This window comes from Allobosea sp. 10L417, from assembly GCF_056395485.1.
Genome location: NZ_JBFTJP010000004.1, coordinates 26,497 through 43,147, shown reverse-complemented (window position 1 = coordinate 43,147; position 16,651 = coordinate 26,497). Strand labels below are relative to the sequence as shown.

15 protein-coding genes are annotated in these 16,651 nt (G+C 66.8%); 8 read left to right on the top strand and 7 right to left on the bottom strand.

Translation table 11 applies throughout. The features are described from left to right. The first annotated feature begins 91 nt into the window (after nucleotides 1-91). Nucleotides 92-775 carry a response regulator transcription factor gene (locus tag AC1DE3_RS12560; protein ID WP_476779413.1) on the top strand — a complete coding sequence of 228 codons (684 nt, stop codon included), beginning with the start codon at nucleotides 92-94 and terminating at the stop codon, nucleotides 773-775. Nucleotides 776-781: 6 nt separating this feature from the next. On the opposite strand, the gene AC1DE3_RS12555 is transcribed toward AC1DE3_RS12560, so the two are convergent. Beyond that, nucleotides 782-2,125, bottom strand: coding sequence for an ATP-binding protein (locus tag AC1DE3_RS12555; RefSeq protein ID WP_476796857.1), 1,344 nt, complete (start codon nucleotides 2,123-2,125; stop codon nucleotides 782-784). 198 nt (nucleotides 2,126-2,323) lie between these two features. On the opposite strand from AC1DE3_RS12555, the gene AC1DE3_RS12550 reads away from it, so the two are divergent. Beyond that, complete coding sequence (locus AC1DE3_RS12550) at nucleotides 2,324-3,004, top strand: EipA family protein (RefSeq protein WP_476796856.1); 681 nt, start codon at nucleotides 2,324-2,326, stop codon at nucleotides 3,002-3,004. Between the two features lie 21 nt (nucleotides 3,005-3,025). Here the strand turns inward: AC1DE3_RS12550 and AC1DE3_RS12545 are convergent, their stop codons facing one another. From AC1DE3_RS12545 to AC1DE3_RS12530, 4 genes are all read right to left on the bottom strand, one after another. Further along, complete coding sequence (locus tag AC1DE3_RS12545) at nucleotides 3,026-3,709, bottom strand: lysophospholipid acyltransferase family protein (protein ID WP_476796855.1); 684 nt, start codon at nucleotides 3,707-3,709, stop codon at nucleotides 3,026-3,028. A 124-nt stretch (nucleotides 3,710-3,833) separates the two neighbouring features. Further along, the gene (locus tag AC1DE3_RS12540) at nucleotides 3,834-4,955 is read right to left on the bottom strand and encodes an amino acid ABC transporter permease (protein ID WP_476796854.1); all 1,122 of its coding nucleotides are present in this window, start codon (nucleotides 4,953-4,955) and stop codon (nucleotides 3,834-3,836) included. A 1-nt stretch (nucleotide 4,956) separates the two neighbouring features. Next, nucleotides 4,957-6,129 (bottom strand): amino acid ABC transporter permease, encoded by a 1,173-nt coding sequence (locus tag AC1DE3_RS12535; protein WP_476796853.1) that lies wholly within the window; start codon nucleotides 6,127-6,129, stop codon nucleotides 4,957-4,959. A 184-nt stretch (nucleotides 6,130-6,313) separates the two neighbouring features. After that, the gene (locus tag AC1DE3_RS12530; protein WP_441511872.1) at nucleotides 6,314-7,336 is read right to left on the bottom strand and encodes an amino acid ABC transporter substrate-binding protein; all 1,023 of its coding nucleotides are present in this window, start codon (nucleotides 7,334-7,336) and stop codon (nucleotides 6,314-6,316) included. A gap of 168 nt (nucleotides 7,337-7,504) precedes the next feature. Here AC1DE3_RS12530 and AC1DE3_RS12525 point away from each other — a divergent pair, with 168 nt between their 5' ends. The 5 genes from AC1DE3_RS12525 (at nucleotide 7,505) to AC1DE3_RS12505 (ending at nucleotide 13,355) form a co-directional block, all read left to right on the top strand. Beyond that, nucleotides 7,505-9,058 (top strand): sensor histidine kinase, encoded by a 1,554-nt coding sequence (locus AC1DE3_RS12525; protein WP_476796852.1) that lies wholly within the window; start codon nucleotides 7,505-7,507, stop codon nucleotides 9,056-9,058. Then, on the top strand, nucleotides 9,055-9,660 hold the full coding sequence (locus AC1DE3_RS12520) for a response regulator transcription factor (RefSeq protein ID WP_476796851.1): 606 nt from the start codon (nucleotides 9,055-9,057) through the stop codon (nucleotides 9,658-9,660). Before AC1DE3_RS12525 ends, AC1DE3_RS12520 begins: the two co-directional genes overlap by 4 nt. 156 nt (nucleotides 9,661-9,816) lie before the next feature. Continuing rightward, nucleotides 9,817-10,308, top strand: coding sequence for a GlcG/HbpS family heme-binding protein (locus AC1DE3_RS12515; protein ID WP_476852414.1), 492 nt, complete (start codon nucleotides 9,817-9,819; stop codon nucleotides 10,306-10,308). 74 nt (nucleotides 10,309-10,382) lie between these two features. Further along, the gene (locus tag AC1DE3_RS12510; RefSeq protein ID WP_476852413.1) at nucleotides 10,383-11,072 is read left to right on the top strand and encodes an ankyrin repeat domain-containing protein; all 690 of its coding nucleotides are present in this window, start codon (nucleotides 10,383-10,385) and stop codon (nucleotides 11,070-11,072) included. A gap of 504 nt (nucleotides 11,073-11,576) precedes the next feature. Further along, nucleotides 11,577-13,355 carry an ABC transporter ATP-binding protein/permease gene (locus tag AC1DE3_RS12505; protein ID WP_476796848.1) on the top strand — a complete coding sequence of 593 codons (1,779 nt, stop codon included), beginning with the start codon at nucleotides 11,577-11,579 and terminating at the stop codon, nucleotides 13,353-13,355. 65 nt (nucleotides 13,356-13,420) lie between these two features. Here AC1DE3_RS12505 and AC1DE3_RS12500 read toward each other — a convergent pair whose 3' ends face one another. Next, nucleotides 13,421-14,257, bottom strand: a complete 837-nt coding sequence (locus tag AC1DE3_RS12500) for an alpha/beta fold hydrolase (protein WP_476796847.1) — start codon at nucleotides 14,255-14,257, stop codon at nucleotides 13,421-13,423. Nucleotides 14,258-14,654: 397 nt separating this feature from the next. Here AC1DE3_RS12500 and AC1DE3_RS12495 point away from each other — a divergent pair, with 397 nt between their 5' ends. Next, nucleotides 14,655-15,608 carry a carbohydrate kinase family protein gene (locus AC1DE3_RS12495; protein WP_476796846.1) on the top strand — a complete coding sequence of 318 codons (954 nt, stop codon included), beginning with the start codon at nucleotides 14,655-14,657 and terminating at the stop codon, nucleotides 15,606-15,608. A gap of 38 nt (nucleotides 15,609-15,646) precedes the next feature. On the opposite strand, the gene AC1DE3_RS12490 is transcribed toward AC1DE3_RS12495, so the two are convergent. Beyond that, complete coding sequence (locus AC1DE3_RS12490; RefSeq protein ID WP_476796845.1) at nucleotides 15,647-16,642, bottom strand: G1 family glutamic endopeptidase; 996 nt, start codon at nucleotides 16,640-16,642, stop codon at nucleotides 15,647-15,649. Nucleotides 16,643-16,651 lie beyond the last annotated feature (9 nt).

The window sequence follows — 16,651 nt, the reverse complement described above, 5'->3', positions numbered from 1 at the left end:
GCCGTTCTCTGGTAGGGATGGGGCAGGGTGTTCGGAAATCCCGTCCCTTGTCCGGCATCACGTTCCATCCCTGCACCTCTACAGGACAGACATGCGCGCATTGATCGTCGAGGACGAGCCGGATCTGATGAGCTTCCTGTCCTCGCTTCTCACGAATGCGGGGTTGATCGTGGATCGGACCACGACGATCGATGCCGCACTGGCCGCCCTGCGGACCGCGCCCTTCGACATCGCCATCGTCGATAGGCGCCTGCCGGACGGCGACGGCCTTTCGATCGTCAAGGCGCTCAGCGCCGACGATGCGCGTCCGGCCTTCCTGATCCTGACCGCGCGCGACGCCAAGGCCGACGTCATCGAAGGCCTCAATGGCGGCGCCGACGACTATCTGGTCAAGCCTTTCGAGCCGGGCGAGCTGCTTGCGCGCCTGCGGGTGATCGTGCGGCGGCGTCATCCCAAGCGATCCCTGGTCATTGCGGCCGGTAACCTCTCGCTCGACCTCGAGGGCCGCAGCGCCTGTGTCGGAGCCGAGCCTCTCGACCTGCGCCGGCGCGAGGCGCTGATCCTCGAAGCCCTCGTGCAGCGCGTCGGCCGCGTCGTCACCCGCGATGTACTGATCGAGGCGGTCTACGGCTTCGACGATCTGATCGAATCGAACACGCTGGAAGCGCAGATCTCGCGCCTGCGCCGCAAGCTTCGCGACGCCGGTGCCCAGGTCGAGATCACCTCGCTGCGCGGCATCGGCTACATGCTGAAGACGACAGTGTCGGCGCTCTAGCGCCTCTCAATCGCGGCTGGTGCCGTCCGGCGGGAATGCCAGGCGCACCGTTGTGCCGCCGTCCTCATTGCCGAGAATGGCGATGGAGCCGCCATGGGCGGCCATGATGTCGCGCACGATGGTTAGGCCAAGACCGGCGCCGGTCGAACTCGGCGACATACGGTTGAACGGTTCCATCGCCTGCGGGCGCTTCGCCGCCGCGATGCCGACACCATCATCGATGACCTCCAGGACGGCTCCGTCGAGGACGCGGACCAGAATGGTCGATCTTGCCTTCGCATGGCGCAGGGCGTTGTCGACGAGGTTGGCGAGCGCGGCCCGGACCGTGGGCTCATTGGCATCGATCACCCCATTCAGATCGCCTTCCTCTTCCAGCGCGACATCGACGCCGTGGCTGAGGATGAGCGGAGCGAGCTCGGCCAGGACGGAGCGAGCGAGCGCGTTGAGCTGCAGCGGTTCGAAGGGCAGTTCGGTGGCATGCAGGCGGGCGAGTTGCAGCATCGAGGAGACGATGGTGGTCAGCCGGCTCAGATCCGTGGTCAGCTGGAGGCGCGCCGGCTCGTCCGGAAGCGCGTCGACGCGGCTGCGCATCACCGCAAGCGGGGTGCGCAGTTCGTGCGCGACATTGTTCATGAAGCGCCGTTGTCCCTCCATGTTGCCGGCGATCTGGTCGAGCGCCGAATTGAGCGCGGTTGTCAGGGGCATGAGCTCGATCGGGGTCTCCTCGGTCGGCAGCAGGCCGCGCGGCGCGCGGGGATCGATGCGGGCCGCCGCTTCGGCGGCGCTGCGCAGCCGCGCGCTGATATAGGAGACCGACATCGCGATCGCTGCAGCGATCATGATGCCGAAGACCACCGAGATCGCGAAGGCCGGACCGGCGATCGCGCGCAGGAAATAGCCGAGGATCAGGTCCCAACCCGGCACGCCGCCGCCGGTCGCGACAATGACGCGGCTGCCATCCTTCTCGATCACGTCGAAGGCGAGTGCGTTGTCGCCGCCGACGCGCATCTGAGCCGCGATCGTCGGGCCATCCAACCGGATGTCGATGGGCAACCCCGGACGCAACTCTGGCGCATACTCGACGACGGAACGTCCATCGGAGACGAGATACCAGAGCCGGGGGCTGGCATGCTCGATCTGCACAAGTCCCGCGGTCTTCTCGACCTGCAGTCCGCTGCCCGTCGACGGCCGTACGCCTTGCTGGATGATTTGTGAGGTGACGTCGTTGCGTAGGGCGCCAGGGTCTTCGGTGATGAAGGTGAATGCCAGAACGGCCGCGATGAATGCCACGAACAGGACGATGCCCAGCAGGCCCAGCCGGAGCGTAAGGGCGCGCGACAGCGAGGTCACGCCAGGCCCCCGTTCTCACGAAGGCCGTGAGCGTTCGAAGTCGCCGGCGACGGCCTCACGGAAATCGGTTCAATGTTGCGGGTCGTCACGGAGCCTCTGTGCGGGTATGGCTTGTCGGACAGGGCGCGCTGCTCTGGCTCGCTCTGCATGGACCGTAATAGCGTTGCCGTTCAACTCTTCCATGGATCTGCCAACCTGATGCCTGTGTTGCGCACCGTGGCAAGGGGGAGCCGTCCGGTCTGGGCGTTGGCGGCGCTGCTCGCGGCCGCGCCGATCGAAACCACGGCATTGGCACAGGGCAAACCGCCGGCGAAGGAACAGATCCGGCCCGGGCAACTGCCGACGACATCGCGCAACGATATCTTGCGATTGGTCGAGGGGGTATTCGACACCGCGTCGAAAACGGTCAGCCTTCCGATCGAACGTGCGTTCGCCCTCTTCGGCGAGCCCAATGCCTATATCGTCGGTGGTGAGCTGAGCGGCTCTTTCGTTGTCGGCGGGCGGCATGGCAGCGGCGAGTTGCGTTTTTCGGACGGGTCCCCCGAGCCGGTGATCTGGTCGGCGCTGTCGGTCGGCATCGGACTCGGCGCCGATTACGGCCGGGTGATCATGCTGGTCTACGGGCTTGACCGGCGGGAGGATGTATTCGGAGACTATGCCAGCCTCGGCGGCAGCGCCCATTTCCTGGCTGGAGCCAACGCGACGATCCTCGCCTCGCCGCGCGCGCGGATCGTCCTCATTTCGTCGGGCCTTGGCCTGCGCTTCTCGGGCGATCTCAGCCGCATCCGCATCGAGCCGGCGGGCGCGCCGGAGATTCTGCGCCCACCAGCAAACATCTGCGGCAATCCGGCCGATTGTCCGCTGCCGGGACGCCCCTGACGGGACGATGGGGGGACAGGCTCAGCGGGCCCGCTCGAGTGATTGGTAGGCCGCAGAGTGGAGCTCGTCGAGGCGCGCCGAGATGTCCATGGCGATGAGGCCGACCTCGCGATCGTCGGCACCCTTTCGGACATAGAGCGGCTCCGACCAGAGGATGCAGCCGCGGCCGAAGGGCAGGGCGATGCTGGACCGGTCCCAGTTTGTCAGATCGAAGCGCGCGCTCGTGACGGCGGCGAAGAGGTAGATCGGCCGACCGGTGACGCGGGCGAGCTGCACGGCGCCCTTGCCGGCCACGCGCGACACTTTCGGCACGTCTGCCGTGAGAACGACGCTGGTGCCGTCGCGGAGCGCGTCCCGCATTTCGAAGAACGCTGGAATTGCCCGCTTGGTCCGAATTTTCGGGCGGCTCTGAGTCCCCGAGCCACGGATGGTCCGGAAACCGGCCCTTTCGACGACGGAGGCGACGACCTCGCCATCGAAATGCAGCGAGGCCAGGATTGCCACGCGCGATGCGCCCTCGAGCGCCGCAAGGCTCAGCATCTGCTGGCCGTGCCATGTCAGGGCGATGAACGGCTCGCGGCTGCGCTCCCAAGGACAGGCCCCGGGAATGACCGGCCTGAACCGGGTGGTTCGCTGCACGAGGTTGATATAGCCGTGCAGTGCGCGGCCGGCGAGCGCCGCTGACTGGCCTGAGCTGGGACGCATCTTCCGCTCTCCATGATGAAACACATGGAGTGGTCGGTGCCCCGGCTTGCTGGAACATTGCGCGGCCGCCGGCGGGGAGGCCGGCTTCGCACAAAATCAGGGTTTGAACGCGCTTGCCGCCCCGTCAGGCGCTCCGGCCATGGCCATGGTCCGTCCGCAGGCGGCGCTCGATGAAGCGGCTATAGGAGCCCATGCCGTAGCTGAGCAGGGCATAGACCAGCGCCGCGAAGACATAGCCCTCGAGCACGGCGATGCCCTGCCAGACCGGATCGCGCATGGCTGAGCGCACCGTGTCGAGGAAGTCGAGCAGGCCGATGATCGTGACGAGTGTCGTGTCCTGGAAGAAGCCGATGAAGATGTTGACCAGCGGCGGGATGACGATCTTGAGCGCCTGAGGCAGCACGATCTTGCGCATCGACAGCCAATAGCCGAGGCCGAGCGAGGCGGCGGCTTCGTGCTGGCCCTTCGGCACTGCCTGCAGACCGCCGCGGACGGTCTCGGCGATATAGGCGCCGGCGAAGATGATGATTGCGACCTGCGCCCGCAGCAATTTGTCGATGGTGACACCGTCCGGCATGAACAGCGGCAGCATCACCGAGGCCATGAACAGGATCGAGACCAGCGGCACCCCGCGCACCGTCTCGATGAAGATGACGGCGATGACCTGGATTGCGGGCAGCTTCGAGGAGCGCGCCAGCGCCAGCAGCACGCCAAGCACGAAGCCGAAGGCGAGCCCGACCGAGGAGAGCATGAAGGAGAGCGGCAGGCCGCCCCAGTTCGTGGTGCTCACCACCATGAGGCCGAACAGCCCGCCATACATCAGCACGGCGCAGACGATAACGACAGCGAGCCAGAGCCAGAGCAGGCGCCGCGACCAGAAGCGCGGAATCATCGAGATAATCACCGCAGCGAGGAACAGCAGCACCGCGAGCGCCGGGCGCCAATGCTCCTCGTAAGGATAGAAGCCGAAGATCATGAAGCGCAGCTTCGCCGCCAGAAAGGGCCAGCAGGCCCCGTTCCCGGCCTTGCAGGCCTGGGGCCCGCCTTCCGTCACCGCGCGGGTGACGAGCCAGCCCCAAGCGCCGGTCACCAGGCGATAGATCAGCCAGAGGCAGGCGAGGGTGATGGCGGCGTTGAGCGGGGAGCCGACAAAGGGCTTCAGCCCAGCGAGCCAACGCCGCTGTCCCTGCAAGGGGCGGTCGGCTCGTTCGACGCCAAGCATCGCCGTATTGGTGAGCTCGGACATCTCAGCGCTCCACCAGGGCGACGCGGGCGTTGTACCAGTTCATGAGCAGCGAGATCGTGATCGACAGGCCGAGATAGACCAGCATGAAGATCGCGATGCCCTCGATGGCCTGTCCGGTCTGGTTCATCGTGGTGTTGGAAACCATCACGAGATCGGGGTAGCCGATCGCGATGGCGAGCGAGGAGTTCTTGAAGGTCGAGAGATAGGAACTGGTCAGCGGCGGAATGATCACGCGCAGCGCTTGCGGCAGCACGACCAGCCGCATCGTCTGGCGGTCGTGCAGCCCGACGGCACGCGCAGCCTCCCATTGGCCACGCCCGACCGCGAGGATGCCGGCACGGACGATCTCGGCGATGCCGGCGGAAGCTGAGAGGCCGAGCCCGACCAGAAGCGCGGTGAATTCCGGGGTGACCTGCAGGCCCCCGGTAATGCGGAAGCGGCCCTTTTCCGGCCAGTTCACCACGAGATCCGGCTGAAACAGCAAGAGGCCGATAAGCGGTGGCGCGAGGAGGGCGACGATCACATAGGGCCAGGCGGCCCTGGCGTGGCCGGACGCGACGCGGTGGCGCCGCATGAACGCGGCGACCACGAAGGCGAGCACGATGCCGGCCAAGGCGGAGACGAGCACGCCGGTATGGGCGGCGGACCAGCGCAGCGAAGGGACGATCAGGCCGCCATTGCTGAGGAAGACGTCGGGCAGCACCTGCCAGGCGTCCCGCACCGGCGGAAACACCGCGACGATCAGCGCATACCAGAGGAAGAGGTAGAGTAGCAGCGGCACATTGCGCAGCGCCTCGACATAGATCAGGGCGAGGAAGGACAGGAGCGGATTGCGCGACAGCCGGGCGATGCCGACGATCAGGCCGAGCACGGTCGAGAGGATAACGGCGAAGATCGAAACCCAGACCGTGTTGAGCAGCCCGACGAGAATGGCGCGGCCGTAGGTGTCGCTGGATTCGTAGCTGATGAAGGACTGGCTGATGACGAAGCCCGCCGGCCGGGAGAGATAGGCGAAGCCCGTCGCGATGTTCTGTTCGGCGAGCTTCCGCGAGACCGTGCCGAAGAGGTAGAGGCCGACCCCGACGACGAGGACGACGGCCACGACCTGATAGAGCACGGCGCGCACGCGCACATCGTAAATGAGCCGCAGCGGGCTGGATGCTGGAGAGGCCATCGGGCTGTTCCGTGCTGGAGACACACCGGCCGCGCGCGACGGCCGGCGGTCTCAGGTCAATCGAAGGAACGCCAGATCGCCGCGCGTCCCACCGGACGCGACGACGGCGATCTATTCATTTGATACTGCATCGGATTTTTCTAAAAAGCGGAAGCCACTTTTCGGTCCGATGCGATGGCCGGGATCACCGGAAGGGTGGGGAGTAGAGCAGCCCGCCCTTGGTCCAGAGCTGGTTCGGGCCACGGGTGAGGCCGAGCGGGGTCTTCTCGCCGAGGTGACGCTCGAAGAGCTCGCCGTAATTGCCGAGCTGCTTGATGGCGTTGTAGGCCCATTTGTTGTCGAGGTTCAGCATCTTGCCGAGATCGCCGTTGACGCCGAGCAGGCGCTGGATCTCGGGGTCCTTGCTCTTGAGCTGCTCGTCGATATTGGCCTTGGTGATGCCGTACTCCTCGGCCGCGATCAGGGCGTTGACCGTCCAGGAGACGATGTCGCGCCAGTTGCTGTCGTTCTGGCGGATGACGGGCGCAAGCGGCTCCTTCGAGATCGTCTCGGGCAGGATGACGTATTGCTTGGGGTCGTTCGCGATCGCGCGCACCGAAGCGAGGTCCGAGCGGTCGGTGGTGATGACGTCGCAGCGGCCGGAGAAGAAGGCGTTGCGCCACTCGTCGGGATTCTCGAAGACGACCGCCTCGTATTTGATGTTGCGCGGCTTGAAGTAGTCTTCGAGATTCTGCAGCGTCGTGGTGCCCGGCAGGATGCAGACGGCCGACTGCGACAGCTCCGCCGCGCTCTTCACGCCGAGCTTGCTCGAAACCATCAGGCCCTGGCCGTCATAAAAAACGACCGGCGCGAAATCGAGGCCGAGCGATGTGTCGCGCGAGAAGGTCATCGTCGTCTGGCGCGAGAGCAGGTCGACCTCGCCGGACTGAAGCCCCTGGAAGCGGACATTGGTGTTGAGCGGAACGAAGTCGACCTTGTCCGGAACACCGAAGACGGCGGATGACACGGCGCGGCAGATGTCGCTGTCGAAGCCCTGGCGAACGCCCTTGTCGTCGGCATAGGAGAAGCCCGGAGCCGTGGGGGAGACGCCGCAGAGAATCTTGCCGCGCTTCTTCACAGCCTCGAGCGTCGCTTGCGCCGAGGCGGGAGCGGCGAACACTGAAAAGGCGGCCGCGGCGAGACCGAGCGCGGCCAGCTTGCAGAACATTTTTGGCATAGGCGTTTCCCCTGGTGCGTGCCTGTCGTCGGCGCGTCGACAGGGAGCCTATTGAGCTGCGGTTGCCGCCGCAAGGACCTTCCGCGCCAAATCCCTTGACGGCGTGGAGTGACGGCACGAGGCCGGCGCGATAGGCTGGGCGCGAACCGGATTGCGCCCTTGAAGTCCCGACTGGCCACATTCCTGCTGCTGTGGGTTCCGCTTGCGCTCATCGGCCTCGGGCTGGAGGCCGCGATCGAATTCACACGGGCAAGCGACGCGCTCCACCGCGAGGGAGCGACGCTGCATCGCGTCCTCTCGCAGCGCGCCGAGCAGCATGACGCGCATCTCACCAGCCTCGCGGCGGTGCTGGCGAGTTCGACCGCGGATTCCGCCACGTGGCGCGCCGTCGTGGAAGCGATGCAGCGCTTCTATCCGCGGATCGCGGCGGTCGAGCTGGCAGGATCAGGAGCTCCCCCTGACGGGCTCGAGGGGAAAGCTGCGGAGAATCTCAAGGACTTCGATCCGCTCGCGCTTGCGGCGCGCATCAGGGAGCTTGCGCCGGGCCACGCCGGGACGCTGCCCAGCCGGGGAGGGAAGCCTTTCTATGCGCTCGTCAAGCGCATCCCGGACAACGGCTCGGAGCCGCGGGCGCTGGTGCTCGTCATCGACGCCACACGCATGGCCGAACCGGAAGGCGGCTTGCCTGAGGAGACCGTGCTGGCGCTGCGGGATAGCTCCGGAGCCAGGATCGTCAGCCAAGGACGGGAACGTCCGCCCGGCATGGGCCTGCCGAAACTCACCTATGAACGGGCGTTGGGAAGCCGCTCCCAGCCGCTCGTCCTGACCCTGGAGCGGCGGCCTTCCGTCGCCGAGATCCTGCCGCCGATCCTGCTGATCGGCTGGCCGCTGGCCTCCGCGCTTGCGGTGCTGCTGCTGCTCGCGGTTCTGCGCGAAAAGCGCGCCAGCCAGCGGGCGCGCGAGGCGATGCGCCTGCATCAGCAGGATGCGCGACTCGCCCATGCGATGCGGGTGAACACGGTCGGCGAGATGGCGTCCGGCATCGCTCATGAGATCACGCAGCCGCTGACGGCTATCCTCAGCCAGAGCCAGGCCGGCCTGCGGCTCATGCGCTCCGCGGCGGGGCAACCGGACGCGCTGATCGGCGTGCTCGATGCGAATGTGCGGCACGCCTTGAGGGCCGGCGAAATCCTGGAGCGGCTGCGGGCCTATGTGACGCGCCGCGAGCCGCAGCCCCAACCGAACGACCTCAACTGCATCGTCCGCAATGTCGTTGCCCTGACGCAGCGCGACCTGCAGGAGCGCGGGATCGGCCTCAACCTTGAACTCGGCCCCTCGCCGCTGCCGGCGCGGGTCGATCGGGTCGCGATCGAGCAGGTGGTTCACAATCTCGTCCGCAACGCGGCGGAGGCGATAGCGGGCGAGAGCGGAGGGCGACGCGAGATCACACTCACGACCCGGCTCGTTGGAGGCGATGTCGAGATCGCCGTGAGCGATACCGGCCCGGGCATCGCGGAGGCCGATCTGGCACGGCTGTTTGAGCCGTTCTTCACCACCAAGAGCGGCGGCATGGGGCTCGGGCTGCCGCTCTGCGAGCGTTTGGTCCAGTCGGCCGGCGGGCACATCGCTGCGCGCAGCGAGGCCGGCCGGGGCGCCGTGTTCACGGTTCGCTTGCCGCACCTAGCCCTGGAACAGCGGATCGCGGCTGAATGAAGCCCGCCGCCCGTACGGTCTATCTGATCGACGACGATGACGATGTCCGCGATGCGCTCACGCTGCTGCTGCGGACCATGGGCTTCGCGGTGCAGCCCTTCGCCGGCGTCCAGGCCTTCCTGGAGCGCCCGAACCTGCGGCAGGATGGCTGCATCGTCGCCGATATCCGCATGCCCGGGACATCCGGCCTGCAACTTCTGGAGCGCATGGCGAGCGAAGCCGAGCGCATGCCGATTGTCATCGTCACCGGCCATGGCGATGTCGCGGCCTGTCGCCGCGCTTTCAAGGCCGGCGCCGTCGACTTCCTGACAAAGCCGATCGACGAGCAGGTGCTGCTCGAGGCGATCGAGGCGGGTTTCGCGCAGCTCGACGAACGCAGCAGGGTTCACGCCGCGCGCGCCGGCCGGGAAGCACAGCTGGCCAGGCTGACACAGCGCGAGCGGGAGATCCTCGATCTCATCGCCGAAGGGCTTTCGACCAAGGAAATCGCTCGCGTGCTCGCCGTCTCGCCGCGCACGGTCGAGACCCATCGCGCCAATATTGCCGAGAAGCTCGGCGCCGGCTCGGTTGCGGAGATGGTTCGTATCGCCCTCGAAGGGTAGGGCTCCGACAGCTTCGCTCTCGCGGCTGTCATTGCCGCCTTGCTCCGTAGGATTACTGAGAGGTCTCCGGCGCCGTACCGATCTTTTTTCGCTTCGCGGTTCGGTAGCGTGGCCCCGTCGAGCTCAGGGCTCGCCACGCCCCGCATCGGAGAGACCATGTTCAAGACCGCTTTCGCCGCCGCTGCTGCCACCCTCGCTCTCGTGCCGGCCGTCGCCGGCGCCCAGGTTTTGCAGCAGCGCAACATGCCGCTCGCCATCGCGCAGGAGATCGCGCAGGCCGCCGTCGAGGCCTGCGCCACCAAGAACTTCTACATCGCCGCCACGGTGGTCGACCGGGCCGGAGTGCCTCTTGCCATGCTGCGCGCCGACCGGGCCGGTCCGCACACCGTCGCTGCCAGCCGCGACAAGGCCTACACCTCGGCTTCCGCTGGCAATGGCACCCTGGCGATGGCCGAGGGCGCGGAGAAGAACCGGGCGGCGCGCCATGTCGCCTCGATCGAGGGCTTCCTGCTGCTCGGCGGCGGTGTCCCGGTCAAGGTCGATGACGACGTGATCGGCGCGGTCGGCGTCGGCGGCGCCCCGGGCGCCAATCTGGACGAGGATTGCGCCAAGGCCGGGATCGAGAAGGTGCAGGCGAAGCTGCGCTGAATTGGCCGATTGCCGTCATTGTGAAGCAGGTGGCCGCTGCGCCGGCCGCCTGCCCGCCACCGGGGAACGTTGCCATGTCGAGGATGTTGCTGGGCGCGCTGGCGCTTCTGGCCGCCATCGGGTCCGGTGAAGCGACGGCGCAGACGCCGCCGAGCCCGGCCGAACTTGCCGCCTATCGCGGCTTGCATGCGGCGGCTGCGGCGGGCGATGCCACGACCATCCGCCGGCTGGCCGCGGCGGGGGGTGACCTCGATGCGCGCGACGGCAATGGCCGCACGCCTCTGCATGTCGCGGCATTCCAGGGGCGGGCCGAGGCTTCGCGTCTCCTGATCGCCGTCGGTGCCAAGCCGGGACCGCTCGACGAGCAGCGTTACGATGCGCTGACGATCGCGGCGGTGCGTGACGACGTGCCGATGGTCAAGGCGCTGCTGGCATCCGGCGCTTCGGCCAAGCTGATCACGAGCCGCTATGGCGGCACGGCGCTGATCGCGGCCGCACATCTCGGCCATGACGAGGTGGTCCGCGAACTGATCAAGGCCGGGGCGCCGCTCGACCATGTCAACAATCTCGGCTGGACCGCCCTGATGGAGGCGGTAGTGCTGGGCGATGGCGGCCCCCGTCACGTCGAGACGGCACGCGCTCTGCTTGCCGCGGGCGCGGATCGTACTATCGCGGACGGGCAGGGCATCACGCCGCTGCAGCACGCCCGGGCGCGCGGCGATCGGGCGATGGCGGCGCTGCTGGAAAGCGCGCAGAGGCGCTGAATACGCGCCGCTCGAAGGCCTCAATTGCGCTCCAGCGCAGGGTTTGGCGGCCGCCAATGCTCATTCTCGTTTCCCAGACCGACCGGCAATCCGACGCGCCAGGATGGAACCCCGCCTGCGGCTTCCCGTTGAAGCAGGCAGTGGGAGAGGTGAGACATGCCCTCGAGAGCGATGGAATTGCGCCGTTCGGATGTCCGCATGAATCCGGCGCGATATGAACGATGCCAGGATACCGACGGGAACAGATATGTCGTCGCGGTGTGGTCCGACACCGACGGAATCGCGCGGTTCACCCTTCTCGACGGAACATCCCTCGTGCGTGTCGATAACGAGGGTTTCCTGATGCCGAGCGGAACTCGCCTTCGCCGCTGCAAGGATGAGCCCTTTGCGCATTGGGCTTGAGCGGCACGCTGGCCAACCCTGCGGCCCAGAATTGTGCGCCAGATTTTCCGCGTGGCGGGACAGCAGATGACCGATGCTCCGCCTGTCCCTCAACGTTCACGCATGCGCCAGTTCTTTCGGGTGGCCCTGCGCTACTGGCGCGACCAGGATACGCGCTGGCGGGCCTGGGGGCTGACGGCCGCGGTATTGTTCTTCGTTGCCGCGCAAACGGCGAGCGCAGTCGGCATCAACAAATGGAACCGCCTGTTCTTCGACGCGCTCGAGAAGCGGGACGTCACGGGCGTATGGGCGGCAACTGGGTGGCTGCCCCCTCTGGTCGTGGCCACGGCGCTTTCCGTGTCGGGACTGGTGGTCTGCCGCATGCTGCTGCAGACGCGCTGGCGCGAGAACCTAACCCGGCGCGTCGCGGGCTGGTGGATCGCGGACCAGCGCTATTATCGCCTCGGCTTCCTGACCAAGAGGCTGACCGCACCCGAGTATCGAATCGCAGAGGATGCCCGCCTCGCGATCGAGCCACTGGTCGAGCTGGCGATCGGGCTGATCAGCGCCTTCATCACGGCGGCGACCTTCGCAGCGATCCTCTGGCAGGTTGCGGGCTCGGCCGAGGTGACGCTGGGAACCGTCACGATCGTCATCCCGAGCTATATGGCCGTCGCCGCAGTGCTCTACGCCGCCATCGCGTCGCTCGCAGCCTATCTGACCGGGCGGCCGCTGGTGGGCCTCGTCTCGCACAAGAACGAGATGGAAGCCCAGTTCAGGGCCGAGATGACGCGGCTGCGCGAGAACGCCGAGAGTATCGCACTCATCCGCGGCGATGCCGATGAACTCAGCGCGGTGGGGGAGGATTACGGACGCGTCGTTGCCGCCTGGCTCCGGATCATCCGCCAGCAAGGCATCATCGCGCTGGTCCTGAATACGAACGGGGCCTTGTTCCCGATCGTGCCGCTCCTGCTTATCGCGCCCAAGTATCTGGCCGGCGGTGTCACCCTCGGCGCGGTGGTGCAGGTCGTGGCCGCCTTCAGCGCCGTGCAGGCCGCGCTGATCTGGTTCGTCGACAACTTCGTCAGGCTGGCGGAGTGGTTCGCCTCCGTGAGGCGCGTCGACGAGCTGGTCGAGGAACTGCAGGCGCTCGATATCGGCACGATCATGGAGGCGGATACGCGGATCGAACTCGGGGAGAGCGAGGACGAGGCGATCCATATCCAGAATTTGTCGCTCGCGCACAGCAATGGCCGCGTCGTCGTCGCGGATGCGACTGTTGCCATCGAGCGCGGTGCGAAGGTTCTGATTGCAGGGGAGAGCGGCTCCGGCAAGAGCACGCTCATCCGGGCATTGGCCGGGCTCTGGCCCTGGGGATCAGGCTCGATCCGCGTGCCCGCGGGGCAATCGATCGCTTTCGTTCCCCAAAAGCCGTATCTGCCGCGGGGAACGCTGCGTTCGATCCTGCTCTACCCGGCTTCGGAGCGGCCGGTCGACGAGGAGACGATGATCGGAGCGCTGCAGCGCTGTGGCCTGGGCTATCTGTCCAGGAGGCTCGACGCGGAGGATGATTGGGACCGCATTCTCTCCGGAGGAGAGCGCCAGCGGGTCGCCTTCGCACGCCTGCTGATCCAGAAGCCGGACATCATCGTGATGGATGAGGCGACGTCCGCGCTCGACGAGGCGAGCCAGGAAGCGCTGCTGGGGCTGTTCGACAGCGAACTGGCCGACGCGACGCTCATCAGCGTCGGACACCGCCCGGGGCTCGAAGACTATCACGAGCAGAAGATCACGCTCGAACGCCGCCCGGCCGGAGCCCATCTTACGTCCAAGCCGATCGGGCGGTCGCTGTGGCGCCTTTTCCGGGGGCGCCGGGAGGCCAATGAAGATACTGCAGACTGAGGTGGGCGAGGCTTGCGCTTCCGAGCCTGCGGCCGGCCGGGATTGGCCAGCCGCAGGGGGCGATGTCAGCTTTGCACGAAGGCGAGCAGGTCGGCGTTGAGCTCGTCGGCATTCACGGTGAGCATGCCGTGGCCGAAGCCTGGATAGGTCTTCAGCTTGCCGTTCTTCAGGTGCTTGATCGACTCGCGCGCGGCGGCGCCGATCGGCACGATCTGGTCGTCCTCGCCATGCAGGACGAGGGTGGGCACGCCGATCGCCTCGAGATCTTCCGTCTGATCGGTCTCGGAGAAGGCCTTGATGCCGTCGTAATGGGCCTTGGCACCGCCCTCCATGCCCTGCCGCCACCAGTTCCGGATGACGCCCTGGTCGATCTTCGCACCCGGCCGATTGAAGCCGTAGAAGGGGCCTGTCGGGACGTCGAGGAAGAATTGCGCCCGGTTGTCGGCGAGCGCCTTGCGGAAGCTGTCGAAGACCTCGATGGGCAGGCCGCCCGGGTTCTTGTCGGTCTTGACCATCAAAGGCGGCACGGCGCTGACCAGCACCGCCTTGGCGACGCGGCCCTGCGGCTCGCCATGCCTGGCGACATAGCGAGCAACCTCGCCGCCGCCGGTGGAGTGGCCGATATGGACCGCGTTCCTGAGATCGAGGTGCTGCGCGACCGCCGAGGCATCCGCTGCATAATGATCCATGTCGTGCCCGTCCCAGACCTGGGCGGAGCGGCCATGGCCGCGGCGGTCATGGGCGACGACGCGATAGCCCTTCGACAGGAAGAAGAGCATCTGCCCGTCCCAATCATCCGAGGAGAGCGGCCAGCCATGGTGGAACATGATGACCTGGGCGTCTTTCGGTCCCCAATCCTTATAGAAGATTTCGACCCCGTCCTTGGTTGTGACGAATGGCATGTCAGTCTCCTTCGGTGTGCCAAACATGGTCTTTGCGGCGACGGCGCCAAATCCATCGGTTCCGTCGAAATTTCGTCGCGATGCCCGCCACCGGAAGGCAGCGCACGGCAGGCTGCACTCTGCAACGGCATTTTGGGGCCGTCTTGTCCGACTGCCCGGCTTTTTGTGGTTTATCGTCTCGACTTGGCAGAGATGCGTCAAAGCTGGCTGTGCCATGCCCCCCGCGGGGTTCCGGCGCAGCGCGTGAAGGCGTGTGCGAATGACCCGATCATCAGCGCCGCAATCGGGGGCGGTCGTCAAGAGAGACGAAAGTGCCGTCTGGCTGATGGCGTCGACTTTCTGCTTCCCGCCCTTGAAGGTGCTGTAGATTGCGGCAGGTCGCGTTTGAGGAGACATCATGATTCTGGTCTGTGGCGAGGCGCTGATCGACCTGTTCGTCGGTGCGCCGGATCGCGGCGAGATGCCGGCGCGAGCGGTTCCCGGTGGTTCGCCGTTCAATGTCGCGATCGGCCTCGCCCGGCTCGGCATCGAAGCGGGGTTTCTCGGAGGCGTTTCGCGCGATGCGTTCGGCTCGCTGCTGGCCGAGATGCTGGCCCGGGAAGGGGTCGATTGCGCCTATCTGGTACGGACGGACCGGCTCAGCACGCTCTCCGTCATCGCCACCGACGGCAATGGCCAACCCCGCTACAGCTTCCATGGCGAGGGCGCCGCGGACCGCTCTCTGCTGCCATCCGATCTGCCCTCCGAACTGCCCGGCACCGTCGAGGCGCTGGCTTTCGGGTCCTTCACCATGGCGGCCGAGCCGGTGGGGCCGAGCCTCGCCGCGCTGGCCGAGCGCGAGAAGGGCAGGCGGTTCATCAGCGTCGACCCCAATTTGCGACCGACGGCGCTCGGCGGGCTGGCGGGCTGGCATATGGCGGCCGAGCGCTTCTACCGCGCCGCGAACCTGATCAAGGCCAGCGAGGAAGATGTGCGGATCGGCTGGGACGGGCAAGTCACGATCACTGAGGCCGCCGCCTATTGGCTCGATCTCGGGGCGCAACTGGTGGTCATCACCGAGGGGGAGCGAGGCGCGACGGCCTTCTCGTCTGCCGGGCGGATCTCGGTGCCCGGGCGGCCTGTCGCGGTTTGCGATACGGTTGGTGCCGGGGATGCCTTCCATGCGGCGCTGCTGGCGCGGCTCGCCCAAACCGGCCGATTGCACCCGTCGGGGTTGGCCGAGCTCGATATCGCGTCCGTTCGCGAATTGCTGGTCTATGCCAGCGCCGCGGCGGCGCTCTCGGTCGCACGCCGGGGCGCGGTCTTGCCGACCGCCGCGGAGGTGGAGGCGTTGCTGTCGACGCCGGCGTAGCTGCCATCGTCGGCCGCGCAGGCGAGCGCCATTCCCGCTCAGGGCACGACGCGGCTCAGTTCGAGGCGCTGCGGCGGTCCCAGGACGCGACTGGCGGTCGAGATGGTTCGGACGCTCGTCGGATTCCGATGGATTTCGGACATCCGGATCAGCCGCGCGCTTTCGAGGTCGTGCTGCCACAGGTCGGGCCTCTCCGGCTCGGCAGATTCGGCCACGCAACCGGTGAAGGCGAAGGACCGGTAAATGGGAAAGGCATAGGGCTCCCACCCATCCGACCCCATCGGACTTGGCCGTTCCATGATCCACTCGGCGGTGGCGCCGCTGATGCGCAGGCCCGCTGGCACCGAGGCGTTGAAGGCCTGCAGGATGATGCCCTTGCTGACGTTCTTCAGATTACAGCGCACTGTCCTCTCGTCGCGCACCGTGATGATCGCGCTGATCTTGTCACGGGGATCGACGGGCAGTGCGAGCTCCTGAATCGGGAGATCCTGCCCCCGCGCCCACCATTGGAACCAGCTCGAATACTCGGCATGAGGGACAGGTTCCGTGAGCCAGCGCTGCCGCGTGCCGATCTGAGGGAGAGAGGAATCCGCATAGAGCCTCTGCCCGTCGAGCCCGATCCAGGTCGAGCTCTGGTATTCCGGGGCGGTTCCGCCGGGCGGTGCGGAGACCTCGGGCACAGTCCAGTTCGCCATCACGGAGACGAAGCTGCGGCCGTCACGGGGTGTCACATAGCCGCCGGACCAGTTCATGCTCTTCTGCACCGGCCTGGCGGCTTGAGCGGCAAAGCGCAGAATTTGCAGCCGCGGGGCCACGTTGGCGGCCTTGGACGCGCTGAGAAACCGCAAGGGCGGAGCGTTGGGGCGCCGGCGCAGGAAGGCCCGGCGAAATGCTGCCGCCGCCGGATTGGCCCTGAATTCCGCAGGGGTCGGCAGGCCATAGCGCCGCAATTCCCTGTCGCTCGCATCCGCGGGATCGAAGGTCTCCGGTGGCAAAGGATAGGGCGCGATGGCGCCGTTAGGCGGGTCGGCCATTGCCGCCTC